Genomic DNA, 16,792 nt, shown 5'->3' on the forward strand with positions numbered 1-16,792 from the left:
AATATAAGGATTGCTGATTGGAGTAGGAAACAATTTATTTGATTTTTATTGGCCTAAAAGCGATTAAATTTATTTTTTTAGAAACGGAATTAACCCTTCAAAATATACTTTTTGGTCATCATAAAAGTCCATATGACTTCCTTTTGGGCAAAATAAATAGGTTCCATTTTGTACCAATTTTGACATTTCTTCCATGTGTTTAGGATCCATAGTGTCGTATTTGGCTCCAATCACTAGGGTAGGAATGGTGATATTTTTCAAATCGGCTTTTCGATCCCATTTTTCTAATTTTCCGGAAATTCCAAATTCGCTAGGGCCTTGCATGCTTACATATAACGACTGATTCATTTTGGCAAATGAACGGTTTACTGGCTCTGGCCAATCTTTGGCTGGAAAACGTAGAATGTGTTTTTCGTAAAAATTTGGAATCAATAATTCCATATAGCGTGGTTTAGTAAAATCTTTAGCTGCCTCTATTTGGTTGAGTTCAGCCAATACCTTTGGATCCATTTGTTTGGACAATACTTCGTCAGCATATTTCCCATATTCCGGACAGCTCGACATCATATTGGAAATAATCAAGCCTTTCATATTGTGTTGGTACTTTAACGCATATTCCATAGCTAAAATACCTCCCCAAGAATGGCCTAACATATAAAAGTTCGAAGCGTCTAAATTCAAGGCTTTTCGGACTTGTTCCACTTCTTCTACATAGCGAGCTAGATCCCAAAGCGCCACATCATTTGGGTTGTCAGAATTACCACAGCCTAATTGATCATAATAAATAATTTCGATTCCTTCAGCGGGCAAGAAATTTTCAAAACATTCAAAATACTCATGCGTAGCACCAGGGCCACCGTTAAGCAATAGTAGTTTTATTTTAGGATTGTTTCCAATGCGCTTGGTCCAAACCTTAAAAGTGCCTTTTGAAGTAATGATGGGAATCACTTTTACACCACCATTTTGAATACTATCTGTTGTCTTTTCAAAATATACTGATTGAGAATCAGTAGTTCCTTTTTGACAGGAAACAAAAAATGTAATTGTGAACACCAAAATAAGTTTAGCGAATGTTTTCATAGTATTTTGAGTTTAAATTAGTTTGCTAGATTAATAGTACCGGCCAATTCTTTTAAGGCAATTTCAGATAATTTAGCTTGAAATTGCGCATTGCTGTTGCGTACTTTTGCATTTACATAATTCAATTGAGCCGTTCTAAATTCTAAAGTAGTAATTGTACCAATTTTAAATTTATCTAAGGTAATAGCTAAATTTTGTTTAGCAATTGCTTCATTTTTTTCTTCCAAACGAATAAGTTCAAGGTTGGTCAAATAGGTTTGATAGGAAGTCGCTAATTGAGATTCTAAGGCTAACTTTTGTTGATCAATTATTAATTTTGAATTATCAATTTGAAGTTGTGCTATTTTTTCATTCCTGTTTTGGGCAAAGCCATCAAAAAGATTCAAAGCCGCACTAAAACCATAATTAAATCCTTTGGCAGATGTGGCTGTAGCAAAGCCTAAACTAGCTTGCGTTTCTAATAAATTATATCCAGTACTTAATCGAACAGTAGGATATCTATTGGCTTTTACCTGTTTCAATTGCAATTCTGCTACTTTATTAGAAATAATTTGGGCTACCAATTGTGGGTTTTGTTGTTCAGCCAAAGCACTTAATTCATTTAATTGTAAGGCCCCATCAACACGAATAACATCAATTACATTGAAATCAGTTTTAGTATTTCGAGCCAAAATTTGATTCATCATGGTTTTGGTATTGGCATACAATTCCTTTTGTCTTAAAAGAGTCACCTGATCGGTATTCAAATCGACTTGGGCATTCAACACTTCCAATTTGGAAGCCTTACCAATCACAAAACGGTTTTGTGCCAAAGTCAAACGTTGATTGGATAGTACAATAGTAGAATCTAAAGCTAGTAATTGTTGTTGTTGCTGCACTAAATCAAAATAAGTACTTGTAACAGCACTAATTTTTGAAAGAATGGTTTGCTTCAGCTGTGCTTCACCCAATTTTTGTAACTCTTTCAATTGATCCAATCTGGCAAACATTCTGAACCCGTCAAAAACAGTCCAATCCAAGTTAACACCATAATTTAAGCTGTTATTTTTAGCATTATCCAATGAATTCACAACTCCGCTTTGCAAGGTTTGGGAACTGTTTTGTACTCTATTGTTAGCAGTTGCTGTAGCAGCAATTGTAGGTAACATTCCGGCATTTCCAATGGCTACATTTGTGGTATTAACTATTGAATTATTGGAAGCAATTTTAATTTCGTAATTGTTTTCTAAAGCTATTTTTACAGCAGCTTCTAGAGTTAAAACTTCTTGCGCTTTTGTTTGGTTAAAGCCCAAAAAAAGCAGTAGTATTAGGATGAATTTATACTGTGTCATAGATTTATTTACTTTCTTGTTCGTATTCGTTGATATGATCAAATTCAGGATAATGTTTTCTAGTTTTCGACCACATCAGGTACAAGGCTGGAATAACGAATAAAGTCAATACCAAAGAAAATACAGTTCCACCAACAATTACGACTCCCATCCCAATTCTACTATTAGAAGCAGCCCCAAGCGATAATGCAATTGGCAATGCTCCTAAAGCAATCGCTAAACTGGTCATTAAAATAGGACGAAGGCGCGCTTCTGAGGCTTCTAAAATAGCTTCTAATTTTGGTTTGCCTTGTTCGCGTAATTGATTAGCAAATTCGACAATCAAGATTCCGTTTTTGGTTACCAAACCAATCAACATAACCGTTCCAATCTGGCTAAAGATATTCCAAGTTTGATTGAATAACCATAGTGAAAATAAGGCACCCGCAACTGCCATTGGCACTGTTAGGATGATTATAATTGGATCAATAAAACTTTCAAATTGCGCAGCAAGAATCAAGAAAATTAATACCAAAGCCAATCCAAAAGCAAAAGAGGTATTCGAACTACTTTCTACAAAGTCTCTGGATTCTCCGCCCAAATCTGTAGTGAAAGAGTCATCTAAAACTTTAGCTTTGATTTCGTCCATAGCTTCAATACCGTCACTGATACTTTTTCCAGGAGCCAAACCAGCAGAAACGGTAGCCGACATATATCGATTATTATGATACAATTGGGTAGGGTTACTTTGTTCTTCAATAGTAACTACATTATCCATTTGAATTAATTCGCCTTTGCTATTTTTGACAAACATGGAGGTTAAATCCAAAGGTTTAGCACGATCACTTTTTTCAAATTGACCAATGACTTGGTACTGTTTTCCATTGCGAATAAAATATCCAAAACGTTGACCACTTAAAGAAAGCTGTAATGTTTGTGCTACATCTAGAACGGATATTCCTAGACTTTCCGCTTTTTCTCTGTCAATGGTTACATTGATTTCAGGCTTGTTGAATTTCAAATTCACATCGGTAGTGGAGAAGGTTTCGTTTTTAGCGGCTTCTTCCATAAACAACGGAATCTTTTCTCTTAGTTTTTCAAAATTTGAAGCTTGAATAATATATTGAATTGGTAATCCACCACGTCTATTCACTGCAATTGTGGGTTGTTCAATAACGGATGTTTTAGCTTCTGAATAGGCGCTAGTCCATTTGGTTAATTTTTCGGCAACTTCTTTTTGTGATGCTTTTCTCTCGTCAGGTTGTAATAATGAAATTCTAACGAAACCACTATTCACCGATGAAGCATTAAATCCTGGAGAAGTAATCACCAAAGCTACTTTCTTCTCTGGTATAGAATCGTCTACCAATTTCGATATTTCTTGCATAAAGCGATCGGTGTATTCGTACGAGGCGCCTTCTGCAGTGGCAACTCGCAAAACCATACCACTACGATCATCATAGGGAGCGGTTTCTTTTTTCAATAAATTAAAAAACAAATAAATTAGACCAAAACAAGCAATTAAAATTGGAAAACTAATCCATTTCTTTTTCATGAAATTGGTTAAAGCTTCTGCATATCCTGTGTTTAACTTTTGAAAATAAGGTTCAGTTAAATTATAAAATTTCGATTTCTCTTGCTTTCCACCTTTCATTAAATAGGCGTTCAACATAGGAGTAAGGGTAAGCGATACAAAGGCCGAAACCAAAACGGCTGCACCAATCACGACTCCAAACTCTCGAAATAGTCGACCAACAAATCCTTCTAAGAAAATCACGGGTAAGAATACGGCTGCTAAAGTGATAGAGATCGAAATCACCGCAAAAAAGATTTCGTTGGAACCTTTTATGGCTGCTTCGATAGGCGACATGCCTTCTTCCACTTTTTTGAAAATGTTTTCAGTTACAACAATTCCGTCATCGACTACTAATCCAGTAGCTAAAACAATTGCTAACAAAGTCAATACATTAATGGAGAATCCAAACAACCACATGATAAAGAAAGTAGCAATTAAGGATACCGGAATGTCTATCAACGGTCGGAAAGCAATAGCCCAATCTCTAAAGAACAAATAGATGATTAAAACCACTAACAAGATTGAAATTCCTAAAGTTTCAGCAACCTCAATAACTGATTGCTTAACAAAAACAGTATTATCAATAACGATATTCAATCGGATGTCTTTTGGCAAGTCTTTCTTAAAGCGCTCAAACTCTTTGTAAAATGCTTTAGCAATGTCTAAATAATTGGCTCCTGGACGAGGTACAATGGCAATACCTACTAAAGGAACTCCAGATTGCATCATATTAGTTTCCACATTTTCAGGACCAATTTCTGCTTTTCCAATATCGCTGAATCGTACAATTTTATCACCTTCAGAACGAATAATGATATTGTTAAATTCTTCGGCTTTGGATAAATTACCAATGGTTTTTACCATTAATTCGGTATTTGCACCAGTAATTTTTCCGGAAGGTAATTCTACGTTTTGTTTGTTTAATGCTGCTCTTACTTCAGAAACGGTACAGCCGTAGGAAGCCAATTTCACAGGGTCAATCCACAAACGCATGGCGTATCGTTTTTGCCCCCATATTTGGATTCCACTAACCCCAGGAATGGTTTCTAAACGTTGACCAATAACATTTTCGGCAAAATCACTCAATTCTAAAGCAGAACGGGAATCACTTTGCACAGTCATTGAAATGATGGCGTCACTATTCGCATCCGCTTTAGATACTACCGGTGGCGCATCAATATCTTGTGGTAAACTACGGGTAGCTTGTGATACTTTATCACGAACATCATTGGCAGCTTCTTCTAAATCTTTGTCTAGATTGAATTCGACCGTAATATTACTACTCCCTTGAATACTAGAAGAAGTAACATTACGAATTCCGTCAATGGAATTAATGGCTTTTTCTAAGGGTTCTGTAATTTGTGATTCGATAATATCCGAATTGGCACCAGTGTAGTTGGTACGAATAGAAACCTGAGCCGGATCAATTGATGGGAATTCACGAACTCCTAAAAAGCTGTATCCAATCAAACCAAATAATACAATAGTTAGATTGACAACGATTGTAAATACGGGTCTTTTTATACTTAAGGTAGATAAACTCATTTATTTTATTTTTACAACTATAGGCGCTTCGTCTTTCAAAGACATCACTCCTGAAGTTAATACTGTATCACCAGCTTTTAAACCTGAAAGTACTAAAATAGACGCATCGGTTCTTGTTGCAGTTGCCACCATGACTTCTTTGGCCATTCCTTTATTAGCAATAAATACTTTTTTTCCGTCTTGTACCGGAATAATTGCTTCTGTTGGAATTACAACCGCATCTTTAATAATATCCAATGGCAATTGCACATCAGCAAAAGTACCCGGTAATAATTTACCATTTTTGTTATCTGCCAAAGCACGCACTTTCAATGTTCGTGTAGCAATTTCTACCTCTGGTTCAATCGCGTATATTTTTGCCGAATACGATGCATCAGATCCTGTCACTTTAAAAGTGATAAATCTATTCTTATTCACTTGTGAAGCATACTTTTCAGGAATTGAAAAGGTGATTTTCAGTTGTCCGCTATTAACCAATTTGGCCACTAAAAGGGCAGGAGTAACATAGGTTCCTGGCGAAATGGAACGCAAACCAATCTTTCCAGAAAAAGGCGCACGAACAGTAGTTTTTTCAATTTGTGCCAATATTAATTGACTTTGCGCTTTGGCTGATTGATAGTCGGCTCTGGCAATATCATATTCTTCTTGACTAATAGCTTCTTTTTGCAATAATAATTTAGCTCTTCTTTCGTTTTCCGATGCTAAGCTTTCTTTGGTTTTGGCTTGTGCCAATTGTGCTTTCAATTCAATATCATCCACTTTCAATAGTACTTGTCCTTTGGATACATTGCTACCTTCTTGGAAATAAATAGTCTTTACAATTCCTGATACTTCAGAGCGAATCTCCACTTGTTCATTGGCTTCAATCGAACCTGAAAGAGCTAAATTATTGTCGAAGGTTTGTAATCGAACAACTGTACCACTTACTGTAATGGGTTGTTCTTCTTTTCCTTTTTCTTTAGGACCTTTAGCATCACTATTTTTAGTAATTCGGTAACCAATTAAACCAACTAATCCTATTAATAACAAGGAGTAAACGAGTGTCTTTATTTTCATAATTATAATTAAAGTGTCTTAATAACGCAATCTTCAAATTTAGAACAATGTATTTGATTACAAACTAAATTGGAGTATTTATTTATAAGTTGTCTTATCAACTAATATAATTCCAAATATTTTTCTTTTTTGTCATTTCTATGAACACGTTTCGCATAGTAGTATGCTCAGGTTTTTGCATGCTGGCATCTTCTCGTAGTAATTGTAAAGCATAATTTCTAGCCAGCATTAAAATGTCTCTATCTTTTACAATATCAGCTATTTGAAGATTTAAAACTCCACTTTGTTGGGTTCCCATTAAGTCGCCTGGTCCGCGAAGTTTTAAATCCACCTCGGCAATTTCAAATCCGTCATTGGTACTGACCATCGTTTCCATGCGAGTTTTACTGTCTGAACTTAATTTGTGACTCGTCATCAAGATGCAATAACTTTGTTCAGCACCACGTCCCACACGACCGCGCAATTGGTGTAATTGTGACAATCCAAAACGCTCGGCACTTTCAATAATCATCACACTGGCATTGGGAACATTGACACCTACTTCAATTACGGTTGTAGCCACCATAATATTGGTTTTTCCTTCAACAAAGCGTTTCATTTCAGCGTCTTTATCGGCAGGTTTCATTTTACCATGTAAAATAGAAATAGAATACTGTGGCAATGGAAAATCACGCGAAATACTTTCGTAACCGTCCATCAAATCTTTGAAATCCATTTTCTCCGATTCTTGAATCAAAGGATAAACTATATAAATTTGTCTTCCTAAAGCAATTTCGTCTTTTAAAAACTTCCAAACTTTCAGTCGGTTGCTGTCAAATCGATGTACGGTTTGAATTGGTTTTCGTCCTGGTGGCAATTCGTCTATAACTGAGATATCCAAATCGCCATACAAACTCATGGCTAAGGTTCTCGGAATAGGAGTGGCAGTCATCACTAATACATGTGGCGGAATCGCATTTTTTTTCCATAATTTAGAACGTTGCTCTACGCCAAAACGATGTTGCTCATCAATTACGGCTAATCCTAAATTCTTAAATTGCACTTTGTCTTCTAATAAAGCATGAGTTCCGATTAGAATATGTAAACTACCGTCTTCCAGAGCTTCATGAATTATTTTTCGTTCTGCAGTTTTGGTTGATCCTGTTAATAATTGGATATTGATATTGGCGGTCTTTGCCAATTCGGACAAACCTAAAAAATGCTGATTGGCTAAGATTTCAGTAGGTGCCATCAAACAAGCTTGGAAACCATTATCAATGGCCAAAAGCATGCTCATAAACGCCACAATAGTTTTTCCAGAACCTACATCACCCTGTAACAAACGATTCATTTGAGCATTACTACCCATGTCGGTGCGGATTTCTTTGATTACTCTTTTCTGCGCATTGGTCAATTCAAAAGGCAAATGGTTTTGATAAAAATCATTGAAATAATCGCCAACATTGGTAAAGGGATGCCCTTTTATTTTGTGTTTCTGAACCAGATTTTTAGTAATCAATTGTAACTGAATAAAGAACAATTCTTCGAATTTTAATCGGAATTGGGCTTTCGCCAACGCTTCGCTACTTTGAGGAAAATGAATGTTGAATAAAGCTACTTTTTTAGGAATCAGTTTTAATTGGTCCAATAAATAATCAGGCAAAGTTTCTGAAAACAAGTTTTGGGTTTCCAAAAACAACTGCTGCATCATCTTGATGATGACCCTGTTTGAAATGCCACGATTCGCCAAGGTTTCGGTAGAAGGATATATGGCTTGCATGGCAGATCGTAAGCTTTTTTGATGCTCACTCAACAATTCCATTTCAGGATGTGCCATGTTGAACGTGCCATTGAATGAAGTACATTTTCCAAAAATTACAATAACTTCATTCAACTTCAAACTTTCCCGAATCCATTTGTGTCCTTGGAACCAAACCAATTCCATTTGGCCAGTATCGTCAACAAATGTAGCCACCAAGCGTTTTTTGTTTTTGCCAAATTCCACTGTTTTGATATGGATGATTTTGCCAACGATTTGGACCTCAGAAGCAGTGTTTTGCAACTCGTTAATTTTATAATAACGCGTTCTGTCGATGTAGCGATTAGGAAAGAAATTCACCAAATCTCCGTACTTAAAAATTCCTAATTCCTTGCGTAGGAGTTCGCCTCGGTGAGGACCCACGCCTTTAAGGTATTCTATAGGAGTTTGTAGAAGATTTTGCTGCATACTGCGAAGATAGTTTTTTGTTGGGAAACTAGAAAATAGCGTTTGAAAATGATATATTTGAAAAAAATTAAACCTTCTACAATGATTCTCGACACCTTAGCTAACTGTCACCTTTACCAATCAATTAATGAACGAATTGCCAAGGGTTTTGACTATTTGCGCACTACCGATTTAGACTCTCTTCCTTCTGGAAAACACGATATTGATGGCGATACTATTTTTGCATTGGTACAAGAATACCATACGAAACCTATTGCGGAATGCAAATTAGAAAGCCATAAAAAGTACATTGACATTCAATATGTAATTCAGGGCGAAGAAATGATGGGTATTACCACTCAAAATAATCAAACGATATTGGAACAAAACCTTGAAAAAGATTATACGTTTTACGAAGGAACTACTTCTTTGGTTAGGGTTTCAAAAGGAATGTTTACTATTTTTTTTCCAGATGATTTGCACCAACCTTGTGTTCAAACGGAAACCGTTTTAGAAGTTAAGAAAGTAGTGATTAAAGTCTTAATTCAATAAATAGTAAATCACAATGATAACTCATCTCGCTTTACTTCGTGGCATCAATGTTTCTGGACACAATATGATTAAAATGGAGGCCTTAAAAACCACTTTGGAAAACATCGGTTTTCAAAAGGTAACGACCTACATTCAATCTGGGAATGTATTTGTGACTACTGAAGAAGACAATCCTTCTAAAGTAGGTTTTCTAATTAAACAAGAAATTTTTAAAGCTTTCGGTCATGAAGTGCCAGTGGTGGTGATTGCTAAAGCCGATTTAGATGCTTGTTTGGTAAACAATCCCTATTTGAAGGAAAAAGATTTGGATACCAAAAAATTGTATGTGGCTTTTACATCAATTGAGTTACGAAGCGATGCGATTAACGATTTAAAAATGAGTCAGGTAAAACCCGATCAAGCACAAATCGATGGGAATAGAATTTACATTAAATATGCTGTTGGTGCAGGAAAGACAAGATTAGACCAAAAGTACATAGAGAAAAAACTAAATGTAACGGCTACTATTCGTAATTGGAACACGGTGACGCAGTTGTTAGCTATGTATGAGGACCTAGAATAAGATTTACCACAATTGACCCACTTCTTGTTTAATTAAATCCAAAGCGGCATAAGTAGGCGAGGCTTTGTCCACCAAACTACTGACTACAAATTCTCTCAAGTCGGCGGCGGTGTGGACTTTTTCGTTTTGAGCTGCAATGCGAATCATTTGAATAGTAGCATTTTTAGCCGTTTGAATAATGGACCAACATTCACCAGAGACATAAATTTGTTGACTTAAATTGTGTTCAAATTCTTGTTGAATTTGGTCAATAATAAAATTCTCATATTCTTTTTTATCATTGGAAACAGGAGTATTTCGCACTAGTATTTGAGCTGGATGAATGCGTTCCATTAGTAATGTCAATCGCTCATAGGCTTGCAAACGCAGTGGTAAAAGATCTTTTTTTGTTTCTTTTTGCAACAACCAACGACGCGTATTTTGTTGGTCTTTAAAGTAGCTTTCAAATAAAAAATAAGCAACACCTCCTGTGACTAATGACGGTAGTGTGTATCCAAGGATTTCAAGTATTTTGGCTGTTTCCATTTGTTTTTTTCTATTTTTGAAACACAAAAATACGCTTTTTAAGTAGGAAACGAAATAGATATTTCTACTTGTAAAGTAAATAGTTTAGCAATCCCTTATGGAAAATTACATTATTATTTTATTGTGTTTGGCTGCCTTTTTTGCAGGTTTTATTGATGCAGTTGTAGGTGGCGGTGGTTTAATTCAAACCCCAATGGGATTAATTTTGTTGCCTAATTTACCCGTTTCAACTGTAGTAGGAAGTTTAAAAATCCCAGCTTTTAGCGGGACTTCTTTTGCCGCCTACCAATACCTTAAGAAAGTAGAGATGAACTGGAAATTACTTTCGATAATGATGCTGTTAGCTTTTCCATCGGCATTTTTAGGTTCGACTTTATTGACCTATGTGAGCAATGATTTCATGAAGCCTATTTTGTTAGTAGTACTTTCTTTTTTAGTGATTTACACCTATGCCAAGAAAAATTTTGGACAACAAATTGAAAAAAATATATCCCATCAAAGACAGTTATTCAATGCCGTTAGCATTAGTTTTATTGTTGGTTTGTATGATGGTTTTATTGGTCCAGGAACTGGAAGTTTTTTAGTTGTAGCGTTTATTGCTATCATGGGATTTGATTTTTTACATGCTTCCGCGAATGCTAAGATGGTCAATTTAGCCACTAATTTTGGTTCGATTTGTTTGTTTTTTATTAAAGGAAAAATCATTTGGGCCATTGCTATTCCAATGGCGTTTAGTAATGCTTTAGGCGGATTTTTAGGGGCTAAACTAGCGATTAATAAAGGAAATAATTTTATCCGAATCTTTTTTTTAGTTGTCGTTATCGGAACATTAATCCGTTTTGGATACGATGTGTTTTATAAGTAAATGGAACAAAAGTTAATTGGATGTTTTTTATCCATTTAAATTTCCAAATTGTTACTTTAATACATTGCTAATCCTTATTTTTGCTATCCATAATTTAATTTCCAAATGCAGCACTATATTGATCAATTGAACGAAGCGCAACGCGAACCAGTCCTTCAAAAAGACGGCCCAATGATTATCATTGCCGGTGCCGGTTCTGGTAAAACGCGAGTGTTGACTATTCGTATTGCCTATTTGATGAGTCAAGGCGTGGACGCGTTTAATATTTTGTCATTGACCTTTACCAACAAAGCGGCACGCGAAATGAAGAATCGTATTGCGTCTATCGTTGGTGCTAGTGAAGCTAAGAATCTTTGGATGGGAACCTTTCACTCGGTTTTTGCTCGCATCTTACGTTCAGAAGCAGAGCATTTGGGTTATCCGTCTAATTTTACCATCTACGATTCGCAAGATTCAGTACGTTTGATTTCTTCGATTATCAAGGAAATGCAATTGGATCGAGATATCTACAAACCCAAACAGGTTTTGGGCCGAATATCTTCTTATAAAAACAGCCTGATTACAGTAAAAGCCTACTTTAATAACCCAGAATTACAAGAAGCCGATGCGATGTCCAAGAAACCGCGTTTAGGCGAAATTTATCAAAATTATGTAGAGCGTTGTTTCAAAGCAGGAGCAATGGACTTTGATGATTTATTATTGAAAACGAATGAGTTACTGACTCGATTCCCAGAAATTCTAGCCAAATACCAGAATCGTTTCCGTTATATTTTGGTCGATGAGTACCAAGATACCAATCATTCGCAGTATTTGATTGTTCGTGCTTTGTCGGATAAATTTCAAAATATCTGTGTGGTAGGTGATGATGCACAGAGTATTTATGCTTTCCGTGGTGCCAACATCAATAATATTTTAAATTTCCAAAAGGATTATGAAGGGGTAAAAACCTTTCGATTGGAACAAAATTACCGTTCGACTCGAAATATCGTGGAAGCCGCGAATACCATTATTGATAAAAATAAAACTAAACTGGATAAGATTGTTTGGACGGCCAATGATTTTGGTCCCAAAATAAAAGTGCATCGCAGTTTGACCGATGCGGAAGAAGGCCGTTTTGTAGCTAGTACAATTTTCGAACAGAAGATGCAAAACCAAATGCTAAATGGTCAATTTGCAATTTTGTACCGAACCAATGCACAATCGCGTGCTATGGAGGATGCCCTTCGTAAACGTGATATTCCGTACCGAATTTATGGAGGTCTTTCTTTTTACCAAAGAAAAGAGATCAAAGATGTCTTGTGCTATTTGCGTTTGATCATTAATCCAAAGGATGAAGAAGCTTTAATTCGGGTGATTAATTACCCTGCTAGAGGAATAGGGGATACGACTGTCGAAAAGTTGACTATTGCAGCCAATCATTATAAGCGTTCGATTTTTGAAGTGATGCAAAACATTGACAAAATCGACTTGAAACTGAATTCGGGAACCAAGCAAAAATTGACCGACTTTGTTACTATGATCAAGAGTTTTCAAATTATTAATGAAAACCAAGATGCTTTTTATATTACTGATCATGTGGCCAAAAAAACCGGTTTAGTTCAAGAATTGAAAAAAGACGCTACACCCGAGGGTATGGCCAAAATTCAAAACATTGAGGAATTACTGAATGGTATTAAGGATTTTACCGAAGGTCAAAAAGAAATAGATGGCGCACGTGGTGCTTTATCCGAATTCATGGAAGACGTGGCTCTGGCAACCGATTTAGATAAAGATACGAGTGATGAAGATCGTGTGGCGTTAATGACTATTCACTTGGCCAAAGGATTAGAGTTTCCGCACGTTTTTGTGGTGGGAATGGAAGAAGATTTGTTTCCAAGTGCGATGAGTATGAGTACGCGTTCGGAATTAGAAGAAGAACGTCGTTTGTTTTATGTGGCACTCACTCGAGCCGAACATCAAGCGTATTTGACTTATGCACAATCCCGTTACCGCTGGGGAAAATTAACAGATAGCGAACCTTCGCGTTTCGTAGAAGAAATAGATAGTCAATATTTGGAATATTTAACGCCTGCCGAATCCAATTACCGCTACAAACCGATGATTGATAGTGATATTTTTGGAGATATTGATAAGTCAAAATTGCGTTTGGCCAAACCAGTTTCTGGAATACCTCCTAAATACATTACCGATAACCAACCCAAACCCGATAGTCCCATTCGTAGATTAAAACCGGTTACTGGAAACGCACCCAATTCCAGTAATGCCAATTTATTTGATAATAAATTAGTGGCAGGAAATATTGTGATGCACGAACGTTTTGGCAAAGGTGAAGTAATTAATATGGAAGGCGTGGGTGCCGATAGAAAAGCGGAAATTCGTTTTGAGGTGGGAGGTATTAAGAAACTCTTATTGCGTTTTGCAAAGTTGGAGATAATTGGATAAACTCATTACAATACTATGGCTGAATTTATAAAAATATACCCTGACAAACCGAGTGAGTCGGCTATTGCCAAAGTGGTCAAAGTCTTGAAAGAAGGTGGTTTAGTAATCTATCCAACAGATACCGTATATGGTTTAGGTTGTGATATAACCAACACAAAGGCTTTGGAACGTATTGCCCGAATCAAAGGAGTAAAATTAGAGAAAGCTAATTTTTCTTTTATCTGTCATGATTTGAGTAATTTATCTGATTATGTTAAACAAATTGACACGGCAACTTTTAAAATTTTAAAACGAGCATTACCTGGACCCTACACTTTTATATTACCAGGAAGTACCAATTTACCAAAAGAGTTTAAAAAGAAAACTACCGTTGGTATCCGAGTTCCTGACAATTCGATTGCATTAGAAATTGTACGACAATTAGGGAATCCAATTGTTTCGACCTCGATTCACGATGAAGATGATGTAATTGAATACACCACAGATCCCGAACTAATTTTTGAGAAATGGCAGAATCTAGTTGATATGGTAATTGATGGTGGTTATGGAGACAACACCGCTTCTACTATAATTGACTTATCCGGACATGAACCCATAGTGATTAGAGAAGGCAAAGGAGATATAAATATACTTTAAACTAATCAATCTAAAATATTGTATTTTAGATTAATACATAAAAAAAAACGTCTTGATTATTCAAGACGTTTTTTTATAATTGCAACACTATTATTTTTGTTGTTTCTTCATTTCTTTTTCTACCATTTCGTAGAATTGATCAATTTTAGGTAATACAACAATTCGCGTTCTTCTGTTACGTGCTCTGTTGTCAGCCGAATTGTTATCAACTAAAGGCACGAAAGAACTTCTACCTGCTGCAATTAATTGTGAAGGTTTAACTCCTAATTGACCTGTTAAAACACGAACAATTGATGTAGAACGTTTCACACTTAAATCCCAGTTGTCAATTAAAATTCCGCTTCCAGTGAAAGGAACATTATCTGTATGTCCTTCTACCATGCATTCGAAGTCAGGTTTGTCATTGATTACTTTGGCAACCTTAGCTAAAACACCTTTAGCTTTATCAGTTACATCATAGCTTCCGCTTTTGAATAATAGTTTGTCGGCAATAGAAATGAAAACCACTCCTTTTTCTACATTAATTTCAATATCTGGATCAGATAATCCGACAGCGCTTTTTAAACTAGTTACTACAGCTAATGTTACACTGTCTTTTTTGGTTAAAGCATCTTGCATACGACTAATCTTCAAATCTTTTTCTTTGATAGATTCTAATGCTTTTTCTATATTTTGAGCTCCTTTGGTAGACAATACTGCCATTTCTTTAGAGGTTTCAATCAAATTAAGATTTTGATCTTTTAAAGCAACAGCTGTAGCTGATAAGGCTGCTTTTTCTTCTAAACAAGAATTTAATTTAACGGTACAGGTATTTAATAAGTCTTGAGTTTCTTTGTTTTTAGCTTCTAATTCAGCATATTTCTTTTTAGAAACGCATGAACTCAAAAGCGCCAATACTGATAAAGCAATTACAACTTTTTTCATAGATGATGGTTTTATTGGATTATTTGATTTGTAGCAAATTTAGTTTTTATAATTTATTTGAGCCTAATTAATTCATTAAAAAAATGGATTTTCTTTATGAAATAACTTAAAACGATACTTTTTGTAAAATAGTATTTTGTTTGTTGGTACGCACCTCTTTTGTTGTAGTTTATTGCAAACATTTGGTAAAATGAAAAATGTGCTTTTAGAACTGCTACTAAATGTTTCGGTTGCCCTTCTAATAAAAATTTAATACCCGCAATTCCATCTAGTATCATTCGGATAAAGAGCACTCGAAAAAGTACTTTTTCAGGTAAATTTTTAGTCAACATCAATAATGAATTTCTGAAATTCAACTCGGTTTTCTTAGGATTCCCTTGTTGTAAAGTGGCTCCGCCTACATGAAAGACTTTGGATTCAAATAGGTATTTAATGGTATGTCCTTTATTAATGGCACGCCAACACAAATCGATTTCTTCCTGATGCGCAAAGAAAGAGGTGTCAAACCCCTTTAATTCTTTGTAAACATTACTTCTAATAAAAAAACAAGCGCCTGAAGCCCAAAAAATTTCTTGATTAGTATCGTATTGGCCTAAATCTTTTTCTAAAGTATTGAAGATGCGACCTCGACAAAATGGATAACCATATTGATCAATAAAACCACCAGCTGCTCCAGCATATTCAAAATAGTCTTTGTTTTTATAATCTAAAATTTTCGGTTGAATAATTGCAGTGGTTGGTTCGTTCTGAAATGCTTTAATTATGGGCTGTAGCCAATTTTCTGTGACTTCAATATCCGAATTGACTAATGCATAAACATCTGCTTCAATATGTTGTAAAGAGTCGTTATAACCCCCAGCATATCCGGTATTAGTTGGATTGACAACTATGGAAACTTCAGGGAATTGATCTTTAACAAATGCGACAGAATCATCTGTAGAAGCATTGTCAGCCACATAAACAGTAGCTTCTTTAGAATACTGAACTACCGATGGTAAAAATTGCTCAAGCAATTGTTTTCCGTTCCAATTGAGTATGACAACAGCTACTTTCATTTAGATTAAGTTGGATTGGTAGTTAGGTAATTCGTTTAAGAATTGGTATTTTTCATTTTCATTATCCATTTGGCAAAAGTAATGATTCAATCCATTAGTAACCATTAAATAATTGGATTGTAAAGTCATGTTGTATTGTGCAATTTGGTCAAAAGTACTTTGTGAAATAGGTACCTCTGGAGCTTTACATTCAATTAAAATATGGATGGTGCCATCAGAATTGTACACCACTATATCGTATCTTTTTCGCAATCCATTGACTTGCAATACTTTTTCAACATTGAGTAGTGACTTGGGGTAGTTTTTTTCGATCATCAAAAACTGTATAACATGTTGACGTACCCATTCTTCGGGAGTAAGAATTATAAATTTTTTACGGATCGCATCAAAAATAGACACTTTATTTTCGCTATTTTTGAAACGGAAAGAAAAAGATGGGAAATTCAATTGTTGCATGCTTCAAAATTACATTTTACATT

General features: G+C 35.5%; 14 protein-coding genes. 5 read left to right on the forward strand and 9 right to left on the reverse strand.

Going from position 1 to position 16,792, the window contains the following annotated elements; all coding sequences use genetic code 11:
- Positions 1-69 precede the first annotated feature (69 nt).
- The 5 genes from LPC21_RS07900 to recG all read right to left on the reverse strand — a co-directional run bounded on the left by LPC21_RS07900 (position 70) and on the right by recG (position 8,773).
- On the reverse strand, positions 70-1,080 hold the full coding sequence (locus tag LPC21_RS07900) for a proline iminopeptidase-family hydrolase (RefSeq protein ID WP_229316622.1): 1,011 nt from the start codon (positions 1,078-1,080) through the stop codon (positions 70-72).
- A gap of 17 nt (positions 1,081-1,097) precedes the next feature.
- A complete protein-coding gene (locus LPC21_RS07905; protein ID WP_229316623.1) occupies positions 1,098-2,411 on the reverse strand; it encodes a TolC family protein in 1,314 nt (437 codons plus the stop codon).
- A gap of 4 nt (positions 2,412-2,415) precedes the next feature.
- Complete coding sequence (locus LPC21_RS07910) at positions 2,416-5,511, reverse strand: efflux RND transporter permease subunit (protein WP_229316624.1); 3,096 nt, start codon at positions 5,509-5,511, stop codon at positions 2,416-2,418.
- Positions 5,512-6,567, reverse strand: a complete 1,056-nt coding sequence (locus LPC21_RS07915) for an efflux RND transporter periplasmic adaptor subunit (RefSeq protein WP_229316625.1) — start codon at positions 6,565-6,567, stop codon at positions 5,512-5,514. It lies immediately after the preceding gene.
- 97 nt (positions 6,568-6,664) lie between these two features.
- Complete coding sequence (recG, locus tag LPC21_RS07920) at positions 6,665-8,773, reverse strand: ATP-dependent DNA helicase RecG (RefSeq protein WP_229316626.1); 2,109 nt, start codon at positions 8,771-8,773, stop codon at positions 6,665-6,667.
- A 57-nt stretch (positions 8,774-8,830) separates the two neighbouring features.
- Here recG and LPC21_RS07925 point away from each other — a divergent pair, with 57 nt between their 5' ends.
- Both LPC21_RS07925 and LPC21_RS07930 read left to right on the forward strand, forming a co-directional pair.
- On the forward strand, positions 8,831-9,304 hold the full coding sequence (locus LPC21_RS07925) for a NanQ anomerase/TabA/YiaL family protein (RefSeq protein WP_229316627.1): 474 nt from the start codon (positions 8,831-8,833) through the stop codon (positions 9,302-9,304).
- Positions 9,305-9,317: 13 nt separating this feature from the next.
- Positions 9,318-9,866 (forward strand): DUF1697 domain-containing protein, encoded by a 549-nt coding sequence (locus LPC21_RS07930; RefSeq protein WP_229316628.1) that lies wholly within the window; start codon positions 9,318-9,320, stop codon positions 9,864-9,866.
- Positions 9,867-9,869: 3 nt separating this feature from the next.
- Here the strand turns inward: LPC21_RS07930 and LPC21_RS07935 are convergent, their stop codons facing one another.
- On the reverse strand, positions 9,870-10,391 hold the full coding sequence (locus tag LPC21_RS07935) for a DUF7935 family protein (protein WP_229316629.1): 522 nt from the start codon (positions 10,389-10,391) through the stop codon (positions 9,870-9,872).
- A 97-nt stretch (positions 10,392-10,488) separates the two neighbouring features.
- Between LPC21_RS07935 and LPC21_RS07940 the strand changes: the two genes are divergently transcribed.
- The 3 genes from LPC21_RS07940 to LPC21_RS07950 all read left to right on the forward strand — a co-directional run bounded on the left by LPC21_RS07940 (position 10,489) and on the right by LPC21_RS07950 (position 14,334).
- Positions 10,489-11,256 (forward strand): sulfite exporter TauE/SafE family protein, encoded by a 768-nt coding sequence (locus tag LPC21_RS07940; RefSeq protein WP_229316630.1) that lies wholly within the window; start codon positions 10,489-10,491, stop codon positions 11,254-11,256.
- A gap of 105 nt (positions 11,257-11,361) precedes the next feature.
- Positions 11,362-13,698 carry an ATP-dependent helicase gene (locus LPC21_RS07945; RefSeq protein ID WP_229316631.1) on the forward strand — a complete coding sequence of 779 codons (2,337 nt, stop codon included), beginning with the start codon at positions 11,362-11,364 and terminating at the stop codon, positions 13,696-13,698.
- A 15-nt stretch (positions 13,699-13,713) separates the two neighbouring features.
- Positions 13,714-14,334 carry an L-threonylcarbamoyladenylate synthase gene (locus LPC21_RS07950; RefSeq protein ID WP_229316632.1) on the forward strand — a complete coding sequence of 207 codons (621 nt, stop codon included), beginning with the start codon at positions 13,714-13,716 and terminating at the stop codon, positions 14,332-14,334.
- A gap of 90 nt (positions 14,335-14,424) precedes the next feature.
- Here the strand turns inward: LPC21_RS07950 and LPC21_RS07955 are convergent, their stop codons facing one another.
- From LPC21_RS07955 to LPC21_RS07965, 3 genes are read right to left on the reverse strand one after another with little or no spacing between them, the layout of a single operon-like run.
- A complete protein-coding gene (locus tag LPC21_RS07955; RefSeq protein WP_229316633.1) occupies positions 14,425-15,258 on the reverse strand; it encodes an OmpA/MotB family protein in 834 nt (277 codons plus the stop codon).
- A gap of 53 nt (positions 15,259-15,311) precedes the next feature.
- Positions 15,312-16,313, reverse strand: a complete 1,002-nt coding sequence (locus LPC21_RS07960; protein WP_229316634.1) for a glycosyltransferase family 2 protein — start codon at positions 16,311-16,313, stop codon at positions 15,312-15,314.
- Positions 16,314-16,769 (reverse strand): type I restriction enzyme HsdR N-terminal domain-containing protein, encoded by a 456-nt coding sequence (locus tag LPC21_RS07965; protein WP_229316635.1) that lies wholly within the window; start codon positions 16,767-16,769, stop codon positions 16,314-16,316.
- Positions 16,770-16,792: the final 23 nt, after the last annotated feature.

The organism is Flavobacterium ammoniigenes (genome assembly GCF_020886055.1).
GTDB lineage: Bacteria > Bacteroidota > Bacteroidia > Flavobacteriales > Flavobacteriaceae > Flavobacterium > Flavobacterium ammoniigenes.

Bases quoted from the DNA above. Each gene is read 5' to 3' on its own strand.
- LPC21_RS07900 (WP_229316622.1), bottom strand. From the start codon at position 1,080: ATGAAAACATTCGCTAAACTTATTTTGGTGTTCACAATTACATTTTTT.
- LPC21_RS07905 (WP_229316623.1), bottom strand. From the start codon at position 2,411: ATGACACAGTATAAATTCATCCTAATACTACTGCTTTTTTTGGGCTTT.
- LPC21_RS07910 (WP_229316624.1), bottom strand. From the start codon at position 5,511: ATGAGTTTATCTACCTTAAGTATAAAAAGACCCGTATTTACAATCGTT.
- LPC21_RS07915 (WP_229316625.1), bottom strand. From the start codon at position 6,567: ATGAAAATAAAGACACTCGTTTACTCCTTGTTATTAATAGGATTAGTT.
- recG (WP_229316626.1), bottom strand. From the start codon at position 8,773: ATGCAGCAAAATCTTCTACAAACTCCTATAGAATACCTTAAAGGCGTG.
- LPC21_RS07930 (WP_229316628.1), top strand. From the start codon at position 9,318: ATGATAACTCATCTCGCTTTACTTCGTGGCATCAATGTTTCTGGACAC.
- LPC21_RS07935 (WP_229316629.1), bottom strand. From the start codon at position 10,391: ATGGAAACAGCCAAAATACTTGAAATCCTTGGATACACACTACCGTCA.
- LPC21_RS07940 (WP_229316630.1), top strand. From the start codon at position 10,489: ATGGAAAATTACATTATTATTTTATTGTGTTTGGCTGCCTTTTTTGCA.
- LPC21_RS07945 (WP_229316631.1), top strand. From the start codon at position 11,362: ATGCAGCACTATATTGATCAATTGAACGAAGCGCAACGCGAACCAGTC.
- LPC21_RS07950 (WP_229316632.1), top strand. From the start codon at position 13,714: ATGGCTGAATTTATAAAAATATACCCTGACAAACCGAGTGAGTCGGCT.
- LPC21_RS07955 (WP_229316633.1), bottom strand. From the start codon at position 15,258: ATGAAAAAAGTTGTAATTGCTTTATCAGTATTGGCGCTTTTGAGTTCA.
- LPC21_RS07960 (WP_229316634.1), bottom strand. From the start codon at position 16,313: ATGAAAGTAGCTGTTGTCATACTCAATTGGAACGGAAAACAATTGCTT.
- LPC21_RS07965 (WP_229316635.1), bottom strand. From the start codon at position 16,769: ATGCAACAATTGAATTTCCCATCTTTTTCTTTCCGTTTCAAAAATAGC.